Source organism: Mycolicibacterium llatzerense (assembly GCF_025331195.1).
Taxonomy (GTDB): Bacteria; Actinomycetota; Actinomycetes; order Mycobacteriales; family Mycobacteriaceae; genus Mycobacterium; species Mycobacterium llatzerense.
The window spans coordinates 326,558-342,375 of the sequence record NZ_LXOV01000015.1; the positions used below are offsets into that span (position 1 = coordinate 326,558).

The following is a 15,818-nucleotide window of genomic DNA, read 5'->3' on the forward strand; positions in this document are numbered from 1 at the left end:
CTTCAGTCATGGCGTCAACCCAAGTGCGGGAGCACTTAGATTCCGATGCGGTCGGCGACATCGAGCCACTGATCACGTATTGACCCAAGCAGCACGCTGTCGGCTTTCGCACGCCGGTAGTACAAGTGCGCGTCGTGCTCCCAGGTGAACCCGATCCCGCCGTGAATCTGCACATTCGACGACGCGGCGAGATCAAATCCGGCAATGGCGGTCGCCAGCGCCATCGGAGCCGCTTTAGCGAGTTCAGGCCTGTCCTCCGCCGCCGCCAGGTAGGCCGCGTAGAGGGTGATCGCCCGTGCGCTGTCCAAATCGATTGCCATCTCGGCACATCGATGCTTGATCGACTGGAAGGAGCCGATGGGTCGATTGAACTGATGGCGTATCTTTGCGTACTCGACCGACATCGACAGCGCACCTTCGATGCCGCCAACGATCTCCGCCGCAAGCAAGGTCCGCGCCACATCGAACGCTTGGCGTGCGCCTGCAGCACCGTTCGCGTCGGACAAGGGCACCGCCTTAACCGCTTCGAACACCAGCGTGGCCATCGGCCTGGTGATGTCAAGCGTGTCGACGCGGGTCCGAGTCAGACCCGCAGCATCGCCGTCGACGAGATACAACTCTGGTTCAACGGAGTCCCCAGGTGGCAGTGCAAGCACGAGCAACGTATCCGCAGCGTGCCCATCGATCACCTGGTTCTTGGATCCGGTCAGAGTGACCGCTCCGCCGTCTTCCATCGCACGCATGCACACGCCACCGAAGCTGGCGGCGTTACCCGGTTCGTTGACGGCGGTCGTCGCCGTACGAGTGCCAGCCGCGATTTCCGGGAGCAGTTCCTTCTTCCGCTCTTCACTCGCCCCGATCAGAATCGGAACGACTCCCAACGCAACGGTCGCGAACAGCGGGCACGGTACGACGCCGCGTCCGAGCTCCTCCATTGCGATGGCCACCTCGATCATCGTTGCTCCGGCCCCGTCGTACTCTTCCGGGATCAGCAGGCTCGGCAACCCGAGTTCCCGGCTCATGCGAGACCAGAGGTCGCTGTCGTATCCCGGCGCAGTTGCGACAACCTGTCGGACCTTTGACAACGGCGACAGTTTTTCCACGAACTGCCGGACGCTCTGTCGAAAGTCGTTCTGCTCCGGGCTCAGCACGAAATCCATGGCACCTCAATCCTGTTCAAACCCATTGTCTGCCTCACCCCACTGTGTGGCGACCCATCCATGCCGACGGTCCGGCAATGGCAATTGCCAGCGGCAGGACAGTTCCGAAACAGTTTGAGCAAGCTGCTTCGAAATCGCCGCTCCGCCAGCGGGCTTGGCGTTAGCCCCGGGGCAGTCCCATCTCCGATAGTCAGCGTTTGCGTCTGATGAAAGACACACCTTAGGTTGCGGCGAGTGCATCATCAGAACGCTGCTTCGTCGAGTTCCATGACGTCGTTGTCCATGGTGTCGATCACCTGGCGAGTGCTGGTGAGCAGCGGCAGGAAGTTCTTCGCGAAAAACGAAGCCACGGCGATCTTCCCCTCGTAATAGGTGCGATCAGTGTCGCTGCACCCGGCATCCAGCGCCTTCAACGCCACAGCTGCGTGTCGCTGCAGCAACCACCCGAGCATCAAGTCGCCGACACACATCAGGAACCGCACCGACCCCAGGCCAACCTTGTAAATGCTCGAAACGTCTTCCTGCGCATCCATCAAGTAGCCGGTCAGTGTCGCCGTCATCGCTTGCACGTCTGCGAGCGCAGTCGACAGCAGCGCTCTCTCGGCTTTGAGGCGACCATTGCCGGAGTCGTCGTTGATGAACTTCTCGATCTGACCGAAAACATGTGCCAGTGCCGCACCCTTGTCGCGGACGATCTTGCGGAAGAAGAAGTCCTGCGCCTGGATTGCCGTAGTGCCCTCGTAGAGCGAGTCGATCTTGGCGTCACGGATGTATTGCTCAATCGGGTAGTCCTGCAGGAAGCCGGAACCACCGAAGGTCTGCAGGCTCTCCGTGAGCTTGGCGTAAGCCTGCTCCGAGCCGACACCCTTGACTATAGGCAGCAGAAGGTCGTTGACCTTGACAGCCAGGTCGTCGTCGATTTCGTGCATTGCTTTGGCCATGACCGCGTCCTGGTAGGTCGCGGTGTACATGTACAGCGCGCGCAGTCCTTCTGCGTAAGCCTTCTGGGTCATCAGGCTGCGACGCACATCAGGATGGTGGGTGATGGTTACCCTTGGCGCGGCCTTGTTAGCCATCTGGGTCAAGTCAGCTCCCTGCACGCGCGACTTCGCGTACTCCAGGGCGTTCAGGTAACCGGTCGACAGGGTTGCGATGGCCTTTGTGCCGACCATCATGCGGGCATACTCGATAACGTCGAACATCTGCGCGATGCCCTCATGTACCTCGCCAACCAGCCAGCCCTTGGCCGCGACGTCGTGCTGGCCGAAGGTCAGCTCACACGTCGCAGAGGCCCTAATGCCCATCTTGTGCTCGACATTGGTAACGAAAACGCCATTGCGCTCGCCGAGTTCGCCAGTCTCGAAGTTGAACAGGAACTTCGGAACGAAGAACAGGGACAGACCCTTGGTGCCAGGTCCAGCGCCCCCAGGGCGAGCCAGCACCAGATGAAAGATGTTCTCGAATAGATCATCTGCGTCCGCAGATGTGATGAACCGCTTCACTCCCTCGATGTGCCATGAGCCGTCCTCTTGTTCAACAGCTCTCGTACGCCCGGCGCCAACATCCGAGCCGGCGTCCGGTTCGGTCAGCACCATGGTCGAGCCCCACCCGCGCTCGGCGGCGATGACAGCCCACCTCTTCTGCCCAACGGTCCCGAGTTTGTAGACGATGCTGGCAGAACCGCCGCCACCCGCATAGAAGAACGCGGCGGGGTTCGCTCCAACAAGCATTTCCCGCAGCGCCCAGGCGAGAGCCTTGGGCATCGGCAGACCCCCGAGTTCCTCCTCGATGCCGACCTTGTCCCACCCCCCATCGAGCAGCGCGCGCACGGATTCCTTGAACGGAGCAGGCAGCGTCACACTGTGTGTGGCGGGATCGAAAACTGGAGGATTGCGATCGGCACTGGCGAACGAAGCGGACAGCGCACCTTCGCATAGCCGACCCGCTTCGGAGAGCAACTCGCGAATCGTCGCTTGGTCCAAGCCGTTGAACTCGGCGCCGCAAACCTCGGGCAGGCGCAGCACTTCAAGCAGATTGAACTCGAGATCTCGCAATGGTGACTTGTAGTGATTCATCAGTCTTCCTTCGTGGGGCACTCAGATGCTCGCGTGGCTTGTCTGGGGTCCTGTCGTCGATCGGTCCGAAGTCCTCGTCGTTCTGGGAAAGTTAACCACGCATAACTATTTACGAATCGCCGAACCCATCCCGCGGCCGCTAAGAGATCAGCGAGAAACGACACTGGGGATACCGGCCTCAGAACTCCCATGTGGGTGATGTTAATCATTGTTCATCTCGGACGGGATAGGCTGATCGAAATTGAGACCAACACCACACCACCCGTCAACCTGCGCCACCGCTATGGGCCGCCGGTGATGCCCAACCCGACACGCCACTCGCTTCAGAATCTCGTTGGCGCGCTTGAGTTCTCGGATCTCCTGCGCGAGTTCCTTGACCCGCGCCGACTCCGTGGTCGTCACGCCAGGCTCGTACCCGTCGTCGATGTCAGCTTGGCGCACCCACGAACGCACCGACTCCACCCCGTAGCCGAGCTGACGGGCGACCCGATACACCGTCCCATGTTCGGTACCCAGCTCCGCCCGCCCCCAACGTGCGGACCGTCCGGACCGCAGCGGCGTTCTCCTCCCAGCTGTACCTACGTGTGGTCGGCTTCCCTGGTGACTGTTCACTCGGCATGACTCCATCCTCGTTTCCAAGGTCAGGAGCCTCCACATTTCCCGTTGCGATTCAATGTCGATCTGGCCGACGGTGTCAGTGAGCACCGTCTTGGTGCGCGTACCGTTACGGGAGTTGGCACCGTTTCGGCCAGCCGGGTCGTGCTTGTCATAGCCCAGGTGAACGGCCAGTTCTTCCAGCGCAGTCTCGACCACCGTCTTGGTCAACGCCCGAAGCACCCCGTCGGCGGTATCGGCGAACGACACCCCGCAGGCCTGCAACAGGCGCACCAGCTCCCGCGCGGTCGCCAGCTCATCCGGTGCGGGTGAGCTGGCCATGGACACATCATCGTGAGTATCAGCTGCAGAGGACACAGCCCTCATCGTCTCGGTCACTGTGGACCCTTCCCACCAAGCTCACGCTCGGCGTGTTGGGCCATTTACACCGAATCCCGCAAACTCCCGCTGGCTCCTCTTGTCCTCTCGCTCGACGTGCCGTACGCTCCCGACTGTGAATCTGAAGTAACATTCGAGTTCGGCTTTAGTAGGGGCCGTGAAGAGGGTTTGATTGCCAGCGCGGATGGTCACGCTCCCATTTGCATTACTTCCAGGCCCGGGTCTCTACGGGTGAGTCGCGAGCTTGCTGCTTTTACCGAGAAGTTGGGGAGTTATGCGGTCTGACGTAGTTCTGAAACCCGTTGGTGCGCTCGGGGGCTTCTTCGCGATGACCCTGGATACTCTGGTGGCAATGGTGCGGCCGCCCTTTGCCTGGCGAGAGTTCTTGCTGCAGGCGTGGTTCGTTGCACGGGTATCGGTCGTGCCGACTGTGATGCTGTCGATCCCGTTCACAGTGCTGTTGGTCTTCACATTCAACGTGCTGCTGGTGGAGTTCGGCGCCGCAGATTTCTCGGGCACCGGTGCTGCCCTCGGGACAGTCACCCAGATCGGTCCGATCGTGACGGTGCTGGTGGTCGCCGGCGCCGGCGCGACGGCGATGTGCGCGGATCTGGGTGCCCGCACCATCCGTGAGGAACTCGACGCGCTGAGGGTCATGGGCGTTGATCCAATAAAGACCCTCGTGGTGCCGCGCGTGCTGGCGGCCATGGTCGTCGCGCTGCTGCTGTCATCGGTCGTGGTGTTGGTTGGACTCGCTGGGGGCTTCGGGTTCTCGGTGTTTGTTCAGCACGTTACGCCGGGGGCGTTTGTCGCCGGTCTGACATTGGTGACCGGACTGTCCGACGTGATAGTCGCCCTGATCAAAGCCGCGCTATTCGGCTTGTCGGCCGGGTTGATCGCCTGCTACAAGGGCACCACCGTCCAGGGTGGGCCTGCGGGGGTCGGCAATGCGGTGAACGAAACCGTGGTGTTCTCGTTCGTAGCGCTGTTTCTTATCAACGTGGTTGCCACCGCCGTCGGCGTGAAGGCTAAATGATGACCGCTAGTGTTCCCAGCAGACGTTTGTCTAGGCTGAGCCGGACGGTGCGGGGCGTCGTCGACCGTTGGAACCAAATGGGTGGCCAGGCCCATTTCTACTTCAGTACGCTCGCGTCCACCGGTGACGCGCTGGTGCGCTACCGGGCCGAGACGGTGAGGTTGGTCGCCCAGATGGGACTGGGGACTGGGGCCTTGGCAATCATCGGCGGCACGATCTCGATCGTCGGATTCCTCACCCTGTCAACTGGAGCGCTGGTGGCGGTGCAGGGTTACAACCAGTTCGCTGATTTCGGCGTCGAGGCGTTCACCGGCTTCGCATCGGCATATCTGAATGTCCGGCTCATCGCGCCTCTGACCGCCGCCATAGGGTTGGCCGCCACCATCGGTGCCGGTGCAACGGCGCAGCTGGGCGCGATGCGGATCAACGAGGAGATCGACGCACTCGAGGTAATCGGTATCCGGTCGATCGCATACCTGGGTTCCAGCCGTTTGGTGGCAGGGGTGATTGTGCTAATCCCGCTTTACTGCGTAGCGGTACTGATGTCTTTCTTCGCTGCGCGCTTCGGCACTACCTTCGTGTACGGCCAGTCGACCGGTGTGTACGACCACTACTTCAATACGTTCCTGAGCCCAACCGACCTCATTTGGTCGTTCTTCCTGGCGATCGCGATGGCGATCGTGGTCATGCTCGTACATACGTACTACGGATTTACAGCCGCCGGCGGGCCGGCAGGCGTTGGTGAGGCAGTGGGACGGGCGATGCGTGCGTCGTTGATCAGCGCCGCGATGGTGATCGTGTTCGTGTCGCTGGCCATCTACGGTCAGGCCGGCAACTTCCACCTGGCCGGTTAAGGAGCTCCGCTCATGGACTTTCGATCAGGGGAACGCAGCATTCACCCGGCGTGGTGGACGCTGATTCTGGTGGCTGCCATCGTGACGTCAGTGGTGGTGTGCTTGGGTTTCTTCGCGGGGTCCTTCAAGTCTTTCGAGACGGTGACGTTGGTGTCGGACCGCTCAGGGTTGGTGATGGAGCGAGGGGCAAAAGTCAAAATGCGCGGCGTCGAGGTCGGTCGGGTGGCCTCGATCAGCGGCGGTGCCGGACCGGTAAGCATGAATTTGGACCTCTTCCCCACCCAGATGCAGTTCATCCCCGCCAACGTCGAGGCCGAGATCAAAGCGACGACCGTGTTCGGCGCGAAGTACGTCGAACTGATTGCGCCGAGTGATCCGAGCGCCCAACACCTGACAGAGGGGGCGGTGCTGCGATCACGCAACGTCAGCACTGAAGTCAACACGGTGTTCCAGAGTCTCGTCGGCGTGCTGAAGCAGGTCGACGTCTCGAAGCTCAACGCGACGTTGAGCGCGCTGGCCGACGGGGTGCGCGGTCAAGGCCGGCGCATCGGAGAAGCCACCACCGCAGCCAACAGCGTGTTAACGGCGGTCAACCCGAGAATGGACACCTTGGCGCAGGATTGGCGCTCGCTGGCGGGTTTCAGCGACGCCTACCGTGCGGCCGCTCACGACATACTGGCCACAATCGATGCGGCCAGCGTGACGAGCACGACGATCACAAACCACGCCTCGGACCTGAACGCCTTGCTGCTCAACACGATCGGTTTCGCGAATGCGGGTGTCGACGTGTTGGCGCCGAACAGGGACAACCTGGTTAATGCGATCAACATCGCGGCCCCCACCACAGCTTTGCTGCTGAAGTACAACCCTGAGTACACCTGCACCCTGGTGGCCACCAGGAATCTGATCACGTCCGAGAACGGCGGGTACTACGTGTACGGCGGCGGCAACGGCCATTCGATCATTTTGGATGTGGGTTTGGACCTGGGTGACGATCTCTACAGGTACCCCGAAAACCTGCCGATCGTCGCGGCCAAGGGCGGCCCTGGCGGAAAGCCAGGCTGCGGTTCGCTGCCCGACCCCAACAAGAACTACCCAGTGCGCTATCTGGTTACCAACACCGGGTGGGGTACCGGTCTCGATGTGCGGCCGAATCCAGGCGTCGGCCATCCGGGGTTGATCAACTTCTTCCCTGGCACTCAGGCGGTGCCCAAACCGCCATCCGTGCGGGGTGACGGGCCACCGGCGATCGGCCCGGTGCCGTACCCGGGAGCACCACCATACGGAGCGCCCCAGTACAGCCCGGACGGCGCGCCGCTGTATCCGGGAGTTCCGCCGGCTCCGCCCCCGTCACCCTGACCGCCCGACCAGACGCTGAGGAATGCAGCTATGAAAGAAAACCTAGCAGGAGCGACCCGGCGCCTCGCGATCTTCGTGGTCGTGTGTGCACTGGGCACCTTCGGCCTGCTGGCCGTGTTCGCGCAACTGCGATTTGGCGACGAGCAGCTCTTCAAGGCCGAGTTCACTGATGTGGGCGGGCTGGAAGAAGGTGACTTCGTGCGGATCGCGGGCGTAGAGGTCGGCAAGGTCAGCAAGATCTCCATCGAACCGAACGCACTCGTGCTAGTGGAGTTCTCGGCAGCCAAGTCCGCTGTGCTGACTGATGGCACCATTGCCGCGATCCGCTGGGCCGACGTGATAGGCGGACGCTACCTTGCCCTCGAGGAGGGTGCCGGGGGTGTGAAGCGGTTGGCGCCAGGGCAGACCATCGCCACTGGGCAGACCCGGCCCGCGCTCGACCTGGATGCGCTGATCGGCGGGTTCAGACCGTTGTTCAGGGCGCTGAACCCCGACCAGGTCAACGCTCTGAGCGGTCAGCTGATCGCAGCGTTTCAGGGCGAGGGCACAACGGTGAACTCGTTTCTCGCTCATACGGCAGACGCCACCGCCACACTGGCAGACCGCGGTCAGCTGATCGGTGAGGTGATCACCAACCTGAATACGGTGCTGGGGTCACTTGCACAGCGCAGCGACCAGTTCGGCAAGGCGATCGACTCGCTCGCGCAGCTGATTCAGCTGCTCGCTGAGCGTAAGAGCGACATCAGCAGCGCGGTTGCACACACCAACGCCGCTGCGGCGGCAGTCGCAGATCTGCTAGGGGCTGCTCGGCCGCCGATTCATAAGGTCGTCACCAACCTCGACCGCACGGCCGGCAACGTGGTGGCCGATCACCAATATGTCGATGATCTGCTCAAGACCCTGCCAGATTCGTACCGCATGCTTCGACGTCAGGGGCTGTACGGCGGGTTCTTCAGCTTTTACTTGTGCGAAATTCTGGTCAAGCTCAACGGCAAGGGAGGTCAACCGGTGTTCGTAAAGCTGGCTGGTCAGACCTCGGGACGGTGCGCTCCTCGATGAAACCTTTCGCTCAACGCAACCCTGTGGTCACCGGTGGAATCGGCATCGCACTGACCGTGGGCCTCATCCTCGCTGCCCTGCAGTACGACAAGCTGCCCTTCTTCGACCAGGGCAGGCAGTACTCGGCGTACTTCGCCGAGGCCGGGGGCCTGCGGCAGGGCGAGGCTGTGCAGGTATCGGGACTGAAGGCGGGCAAGGTTTCTGCCATCGAACTCGACGGACCCCGCGTGCGGGTCACTTTCACGGTGGACAAGAATATTCGCCTGGGCGAGCGGACCGAGGCGGCGATCAAGACCAAGAGTCTGCTCGGCGCCAAGATCCTGACCCTCACGTCGAGGGGTGACGGCCAACTGTCCGAGCCGATCCCGCTGGACCGCACCACGCCGGCCTACGAACTGCCCGACGCTCTCGGTGACTTGGCCACCACGGTCAGCGGGTTGGACACAGACCAGGTGTCGAAGTCACTGGCCACGCTGGCCCACACGTTCTCCGATACTCCACCAGATCTCAAGCTCGCCATCGACGGGGTGGCCCGGTTCTCCCAAACCCTCAATGATCGCGACACCCAACTACGCGGCCTGCTGGCTAACGCCAATAAGGCGACCACGGTGCTCGCCGAGCGCACCGACCAGATAGTGGGCCTGATCGCCAACACCGACACACTGCTAGCCGAGTTACGAACGCAGAGCGCTGCCCTCGATCAGCTCTCCGCGAACATTTCGGCGGCCGCCGGACAGCTTTCGGGGTTCATCGCGGAGAACCGGCAATCGCTGCGGCCGGCCCTGGATAAGCTCAACGGTGTTCTCACGATCATCGACAATCGGAAAAAACAAGTGCAGCAAGCACTGAAAGAGCTCCCGGGCTATCTGCTGAGCTTGGGTGAGTGCCTTGCTTCGGGCCCGTTCTTCATGGCCTACATCGTCAACCTACTACCCGGGCAGTTCGTGCAACCATTCATTGACGCCGCTTTCTCCGATCTCGGTCTCGACCCGAACGTGTTGCCGCCCAGCAAGTTGAGCGACCCACAGACCGGGCAACGCGCCACCCCGCCGCTGCCGCTCCCGTACCCCCGCACCGGTCAGGGCGGCGAGCCACACTTGACGCTCCCTGATTCGATCACCGGAAATCCGGGCGATCACCGGTATCCGTACCGGGAGCCCTTGCCGGCGCCGCCGCCGGGCGGGCCGCCGCCAGGACCTCCGAGTGAGGCGACGCCCGGCCCGGTGTGGACGCCGCCCGCGCCGAAGACGGTCGTCAGCCAAGCTCCGGCAGAGGAGCCGGCACCGTGAGCCGCAAGAGCCGAGCGATCCTCGCCGTCGGGCTGTTGCTCATCCTGGTCGCCGCTGTCGCTGTTGTCGTCCGTCCGCTGTGGGGTGTGACGAATCGGACGCACATGGTTGCCTACTTCGACAACAGCAACGGCATCTTCGTCGGGGACGAGGTGCGCATCCTCGGCGTCCCGGTAGGCGAGATCGACCGGATCGAACCTCAGCCGCAGCGCGCGAAGATCTCGTTCTGGATCAACGGCGCGTACAAAGTTCCCGCTGACGCGAAGGCGGTGATTCTTGCCCCACGCCTAGTCACAGCGCGTGCGATCCAGTTGACGCCTGTTTACACCAGCGGACCCGCGATGAGTGGCGGTGCCGTAATCCCCCAGAACCGCACCGCCGTGCCGGTGGAGTGGGACGAACTGCGCGACCAGCTCGAGAAGCTGACAAAGGCCCTACAACCCACCCAACCCGGTGGAGTCAGCACGCTAGGTGCATTCGTCAACACGGCCGCGGCCAATCTCCGTGGTCAGGGTGCCAAAATCCGCGAGACAGTCATCAAAATCTCGCAAGCCTTCGCCATACTCGGAGACCACAGCAACGACATCTTCTCGACCGTCAAGAACCTAAATGCGCTTGTGTCCGCTCTGCAATCGAGCAGCGATTTGTTGGCCCAGTTGAATGTAAACCTCGCCGCGGTAACCGCCACGCTGGCTAACGACCCCGATGAGGTGGGGCGCGCCGTCCAGAATCTCAACACCGCTGCTCGCGATGTCACGGATTTCGTTGCCGACAACCGGGAGGCCATCGGCACCACCTCTGACAAGCTCGCATCAGTGTCCCAGGCCCTGGTCGACTCCCTCGGCGACATCAAAGAACTCCTGCACACTGCGCCGAATACGATCCAGAATCTCAACAACATCTACCAGCCCGCGCAGGGGACTCTCTCAGGTGCCCTGGCGATCAACAATTTCGCTAATCCGATCCAGTTCCTCTGCTCGGCCATTGAGGCCGCCTCACGTGAGAACGGGGAGCAGTCGGCGAAGCTGTGCGCGCAGTATCTGGCGCCGATCTTGAAGAACCGGCAGTACAACTTCCCGCCGATCGGAGAGAACCTCTTCGACGGAACAACCGCCCGCCCCAACGAAGTGACGTATAGCGAGGACTGGATGCGACCCGACTATGTGCCACCGCGGCCCGCGCCGGCGCCGGAGGCAGCGCCCCCGGTAGGCCCGCTGCCCGCCGAAGTTCCGCTGCCGAACGGTCAGGAGTCTTTGCCTGCACCCGCTCCCACGGCTGTGCCCACCGACCCGGCCGCCGGTCTGCCCGGCCTGATGTTGCCGCCGGGGGGAGGATCGTGACGGCGATGCGTCTACCCGCGATCCTGCTGGCTCTTGCGCTGGCGGCTGTGCTGTCGAGCTGCGGCTGGCAGGGCCTGAATTCGCTGCCGATGCCGGGCACCGAGGGGGGCGGACCCGGCTCGTACGTAGTTCAGGCAGAGCTCGCGGACGTGACGACGATTCAGCCGAACTCCCGTGTTCGGATCGGCGATGTCAACGTGGGCACTGTCACGAAGGTGGAGCTGCAGGGCTGGCACGCCCTGATCACGATGCGACTCAATGGTGACGTGACCCTGCCCGCGAATGCGATCGCCACCATCGGGCAGACGAGTCTGCTGGGCTCGACGCACGTCGAGGTGGCCGCGCCGACAGATGCCGCCCCGCAGGGCCGGCTGCACAACGGATCGCTGATCCCGCTGTCGTCGAGCGCGACCTACCCCACCACCGAGCAGACGCTGGCGGCCGTTTCGTTGTTGCTCAACGGTGGCGGCATCGGCAGAATTGAAGAGATCACCCGGGCGTTCAGCACGGCCTTCGCCGGGCGCGAGAAGGACCTGCGCAGCCTGGTCGAGCAACTCGACCGGTTCGCGACGCAGGTAAGCACCCAGAAGAACGATATCATCATGGCCACTGAGAGCCTCAACCGCCTCACCGGCCAGTTCGCCGAGCAGAAGCCGGTCGTGGACCGCGCCCTCGTGACGATCCCCGATGCGCTGGCGGTGCTCAACGAACAGCGCACGAATCTTGCCGACGCACTCGATGCGTTTGGCAAATTCAGCGCAGTGACTACCGACGCCGTCAATAACACCAAAGAGAATTTGGTCAAAGAACTCAACGACATCGGCCCGGTGTTGGAGTCCCTGGCCAACGCCGGCTCCGCACTGACGCGATCATTCAGCTTCTTCCTCGCTCCCCCGTGGGCCAAGGAAACGCTCCAGAAATGGTGGCGAGGTGATTTCGCCAACTTGACGGCGGTTATCGACCTCACTCTCAGCCGCCTCGATTCATCGCTGTTCACCGGCACCCGGTTCGAGTGCCAGCTAACCCAACTCGAGCTGCAGTGGGGCCGCACCATCGGCCAGAAGCCAAGCCCGTGCACTGCTGCCAATCCGCTTGTAGCGCCCTACCGAACCGACCAGGGGCCGTGACGTGCGACTGAACAGACGTGTCAAGCTTCAGCTTGCAATCTTCATGGTGGTGGCCCTGGTCGCCGGTGCTGTCATGATCTTCGGATTCATCCGGCTGCCGGCAACACTGTTTGGTGTAGGCGAGTACACGGTGACCGTTGAACTGCCGCGAGCGGGTGGCATCTATGGCGGTGCCAACGTCTCGTACCGCGGTACGGAAGTGGGCCGCGTTACCGCGGTGCATCTCACAGACAAGGGTGTTGCGGCGGTCTTGTCGCTTCGATCCGACGTCGCGATCCCCTCGGATCTCGACGCGGACGTGCACAGCGTGTCGGCGGTCGGAGAGCAGTTTGTCGCACTGTCTCCACGCAACGGCACCTCACCGCCCCTGAAGAACGGCGACACCGTCGTCCTAGACCGCAGCACCGTCCCGCCCGACATCAATGGGCTTGTCGATGCCACCAACCGGGGCCTGCAGGCTATTCCGCGCGACAACCTCAAGACCGTCGTCGATGAGTCCTACACCGCTGTTGGCGGCTTGGGACCGGAGATTTCACGGATCGTGCGCGGTTCCACCGCACTCGCCATCGACGCCAACGCCCAGCTGGATTCGCTCACCTCGTTGATCGACCAGGCCCAGCCGGTTTTAGATTCCCAAGCTGGCACCGCCGACGCAATTCAGGCATGGTCCGCGCACTTGGCCGAGATAACCGCTCAGTTGCGGAACCGTGACGCGGACGTCGCCGGGTTGTTGACAACGGGTCCTTCGGCCACCGACCAAGCTCGCCAATTATTCAAGCGGGTGCGGCCGACCGTGCCGATCTTGTTGGCGAATCTGGTGAGCTTGGGGAAGGTGGCGGTGCTCTACCAGGCCGGTATCGAACAGCTCTTAGTCGCTGTGCCGATGACTGTCCAGAACTTTTACTCTGTCACCGTCGCCAACCACAACACCAAACAGGCGTACCGGGGTGCTACCCTGGACTTCAATCTCAACATCAACCTACCGCCGCCCTGCACAACCGGTTATTTGCCTGCGCAGCAGCGACGCTCCCCTGCACTTGAGGACTACCCGGACCCGCCGCGAGGCGCGTTGTACTGTCGTATTCCGCAGGACTCGCCCATGGCGGTCCGCGGCGCGCGCAACATCCCGTGCGAGACGAAGCCCGGTAAGCGAGCTCCGACCGCGTGGATGTGCGAGAGCGACGAGCGGTATGTGCCGCTCAACGATGGGAACAACTGGAAGGGCGACCCGAACGCCACCCTGACCGGCCAGGGCATTCCGCAGTTCCCTGCGGGCGCACCGCCGGTGCCTAACACGCCGCCATCGACACCGCCGCCGCTGTCGGTTGTCGAATACGACCCTGGCACGGGAAACTTCACCGGTCCTGACGGTAAGGTCTACTCGGCAATCAGCGTGAGCCAGACTGTGAAGCCGGCGAACGACTGGAAGGCGATGCTGCTGCCGCCACAGAGCAGGTGACAGCAGAGGGCCCGCTGGCCGCGAATCGCGGAGAAGCGGACTGCCCAGAACCGGCGGACCAGGGTGTGGTTGGCCACTTGCCTGTGAACTCGGCGAAAAGCACGCTGGCCAGCTACGGCATCGTCGGCGTTGATGAACCGCCCTGGCCTCCCAGTGCCGCGTCAAGTACTTCCCAGCGGCCCATGTGGATAGGATTCCAAAGAATCAGGGAGGTGTATATGGCAAGGCAACGGGCAACGAGCGCGCAGGCGATTGTCGATGCGGCCGCGAAAGCTTGTGAACGCAAAGGGTACGGAGACGCGACGATCGGCAATATTGCAGTAGAAGCAGGGGTGAGCAAACCGACCGTCTATCAATACGTCGAATCCACGTAGTGGCCGTTGGAAACGATCGTCGAGCAATTGATCTACCCGCTGCGCGATGGTGTCTTGGAGATTGTGAACAGCGACTACACATCTCGGACGAAACTTGAGAGCTACATTCGTCTACAGGTCGACTAGGCTATCCGCGACCGTGCCTACTCTAAGATCCTATTGGCGGATCAGCACCAGCTTTTTCGGCGTGGGCGGCGCAACTACGGCGTTGGGCTCGCGAAGTGGATCAGGCGGGAGTTGCGGAATTCGGTGTAAATGGCCCAACACGCCGAGCGTGAGCTTGGCGGGAAGTGTCCACAGTGACCGAAACGATGAAGGCTGTGTCCTCTGCAGCTGATACCCACGATGATGTGTCCATGGCCAGCTCACCCACACCGGATGAGCTGGCGACCGCGCGGGACCTGGTTGTAGCCTACCAGGGTGATGGGACCACTGGTTTGCCATTCGCATGGGACCGGGTTGTTCCGATTTCAGGCCGTGTGTCGATGGTGACCGATGCGATGGTTGCCGGTCAATCCGACGAAGTCGGAGGGACCGGTTTTGACTTTCCGGGTTTCTGGCGTTGCCAGTAGGACTCGCCTTCCACGACGAGTTCGTAGGCTGCTGATTGCAGGTGTCAACGACGGACGAATGTCGTCCGTCACGCAATTCCCCGGCCTGCCGTCACGGAATTCCTCCAGGGCGGGCCTCGGTGTTGAGGGTAGCGCGGGCCTGAACTTGGGTCGGCTGTTGGGGCGGCCGGTCGTTTCCGGGGTCGGAAAGACGGGCCGTCCATGAGGACCTGGTGGCTGGTGTTGATCAGCCGGTCGAGCAGACTTTCGGCGACCACGGGGTTGGGAAACAGCGGGTACCAGTCTTTCGGGGCGCGGTTGGAGGTCAGGATCAACGGCTTGCCGTTGATCGCTCGGTCGCTGATGAGCTCATAGAGATTGTCGGCGTGCAGGGCGGTGTGCTCACGCATCGCGAAACCGTCGATGATCAGGACGTGGGGTTTGGTGTACTCGCGTATCCTTTTGCCCCAGGACCGGTCTGCGTAACCGCCAGCCAGATCGGCCAGCACCCGGCTGGTTTTGGCGAACCGGATGTCACCGCCGCGGCGGGCGACTGCACGCCCGAGTGCCTGTGCCACATGGGTTTTCCCACCCCGACCGGGCCATACAGAATCACGGATTCGCTGGCGTCGAGCCAGCGCACGGCTGCCAGGTCGCGGATCATCGCGGACGGGAGTTTCGGGCTGGCGGCGAAGTCGAAGTCTTCGAAGGTCGCTTGTTCCTCGAAGCGCGCGCGGCGGATTCTCCTTGCGAGAGCGTTGGTTTCACGGCGGGCGATCTCGTCTTCGCAGAGCACTTGCAGGAATTCCAGGTGCCCGAGCTCTCCCTCGCGGGTTTGGGCCAGGCGGGCGTCGAGGGTGTCGAGCATGCCGGTGAGTTTGAGGGTGCGCAGCACGTTACGCAGCGCGGGGTCACTGATAGACATCATGATTCCTAAAAGGTGCGTTGGGAAAGTGTATGGTGGGCAGCAGCTTTCAGGCGGCGCCGCAATCACCGAACTCGTCGGGGCCGCGCAGGAACGCCGGGACCGCCGCGATCTTGCGGCCACTGGTGGTGCTGATCGGGTCATCGGTGTCGGTGCCGGCGAACAGGATCCCTTTCACGGTGCGATAAGTCGGGATCGCCAGCGTCGATGGCGCGGG

The 15,818-nt window shown here is 62.5% G+C and carries 11 protein-coding genes and 4 pseudogenes; 9 read left to right on the top strand and 6 right to left on the bottom strand.

From position 1 onward, the window contains the following. Positions 1-35: 35 nt before the first annotated feature. The 4 genes and pseudogenes from A7G45_RS24680 to A7G45_RS24695 all read right to left on the bottom strand — a co-directional run. A complete protein-coding gene (locus A7G45_RS24680) occupies positions 36-1,160 on the bottom strand; it encodes an acyl-CoA dehydrogenase family protein (protein WP_061010674.1) in 1,125 nt (374 codons plus the stop codon). Positions 1,161-1,402: 242 nt separating this feature from the next. Further along, positions 1,403-3,235: an acyl-CoA dehydrogenase gene (locus A7G45_RS24685; RefSeq protein ID WP_061010673.1), complete on the bottom strand. Its 1,833-nt coding sequence runs from the start codon at positions 3,233-3,235 to the stop codon at positions 1,403-1,405. A 300-nt stretch (positions 3,236-3,535) separates the two neighbouring features. After that, positions 3,536-3,854 (bottom strand): annotated as a pseudogene (locus A7G45_RS24690) (transposase); the annotation flags it as partial. 38 nt (positions 3,855-3,892) lie between these two features. Then, a pseudogene (locus tag A7G45_RS24695) lies at positions 3,893-4,228 on the bottom strand (transposase); the annotation flags it as partial. A 274-nt stretch (positions 4,229-4,502) separates the two neighbouring features. On the opposite strand from A7G45_RS24695, the gene A7G45_RS24700 reads away from it, so the two are divergent. The 9 genes from A7G45_RS24700 to A7G45_RS24740 all read left to right on the top strand — a co-directional run bounded on the left by A7G45_RS24700 (position 4,503) and on the right by A7G45_RS24740 (position 14,125). Further along, positions 4,503-5,264: an MlaE family ABC transporter permease gene (locus A7G45_RS24700; RefSeq protein WP_082762349.1), complete on the top strand. Its 762-nt coding sequence runs from the start codon at positions 4,503-4,505 to the stop codon at positions 5,262-5,264. After that, complete coding sequence (locus tag A7G45_RS24705; protein ID WP_061010783.1) at positions 5,264-6,118, top strand: ABC transporter permease; 855 nt, start codon at positions 5,264-5,266, stop codon at positions 6,116-6,118. The genes A7G45_RS24700 and A7G45_RS24705 overlap by 1 nt, the downstream gene beginning before the upstream one ends. Before the next feature lie 12 nt (positions 6,119-6,130). After that, complete coding sequence (locus A7G45_RS24710; RefSeq protein WP_061010785.1) at positions 6,131-7,477, top strand: MCE family protein; 1,347 nt, start codon at positions 6,131-6,133, stop codon at positions 7,475-7,477. Between the two features lie 30 nt (positions 7,478-7,507). Further along, positions 7,508-8,536, top strand: a complete 1,029-nt coding sequence (locus A7G45_RS24715; RefSeq protein ID WP_061010787.1) for an MCE family protein — start codon at positions 7,508-7,510, stop codon at positions 8,534-8,536. Next, entirely contained in the window at positions 8,533-9,825 is a 1,293-nt protein-coding gene (locus A7G45_RS24720; RefSeq protein WP_061010789.1) for an MCE family protein, read from the top strand. The genes A7G45_RS24715 and A7G45_RS24720 overlap by 4 nt, the downstream gene beginning before the upstream one ends. Then, entirely contained in the window at positions 9,822-11,165 is a 1,344-nt protein-coding gene (locus A7G45_RS24725; protein ID WP_061010792.1) for an MCE family protein, read from the top strand. The genes A7G45_RS24720 and A7G45_RS24725 overlap by 4 nt, the downstream gene beginning before the upstream one ends. A gap of 5 nt (positions 11,166-11,170) precedes the next feature. Continuing rightward, a complete protein-coding gene (locus A7G45_RS24730) occupies positions 11,171-12,292 on the top strand; it encodes an MCE family protein (RefSeq protein ID WP_061010796.1) in 1,122 nt (373 codons plus the stop codon). Between the two features lies 1 nt (position 12,293). Further along, on the top strand, positions 12,294-13,751 hold the full coding sequence (locus tag A7G45_RS24735) for an MCE family protein (RefSeq protein ID WP_260940852.1): 1,458 nt from the start codon (positions 12,294-12,296) through the stop codon (positions 13,749-13,751). A gap of 218 nt (positions 13,752-13,969) precedes the next feature. Then, positions 13,970-14,125 (top strand): TetR/AcrR family transcriptional regulator, encoded by a 156-nt coding sequence (locus A7G45_RS24740; RefSeq protein WP_162563878.1) that lies wholly within the window; start codon positions 13,970-13,972, stop codon positions 14,123-14,125. A gap of 511 nt (positions 14,126-14,636) precedes the next feature. On the opposite strand, the pseudogene A7G45_RS32860 reads toward A7G45_RS24740, so the two are convergent. Then, positions 14,637-14,738: pseudogene (locus A7G45_RS32860) on the bottom strand (ATP-binding protein); the annotation flags it as partial. Between the two features lie 111 nt (positions 14,739-14,849). Then, positions 14,850-15,601, bottom strand: a pseudogene (gene istB / locus A7G45_RS24750) (IS21-like element helper ATPase IstB); the annotation flags it as partial. Positions 15,602-15,818: the final 217 nt, after the last annotated feature.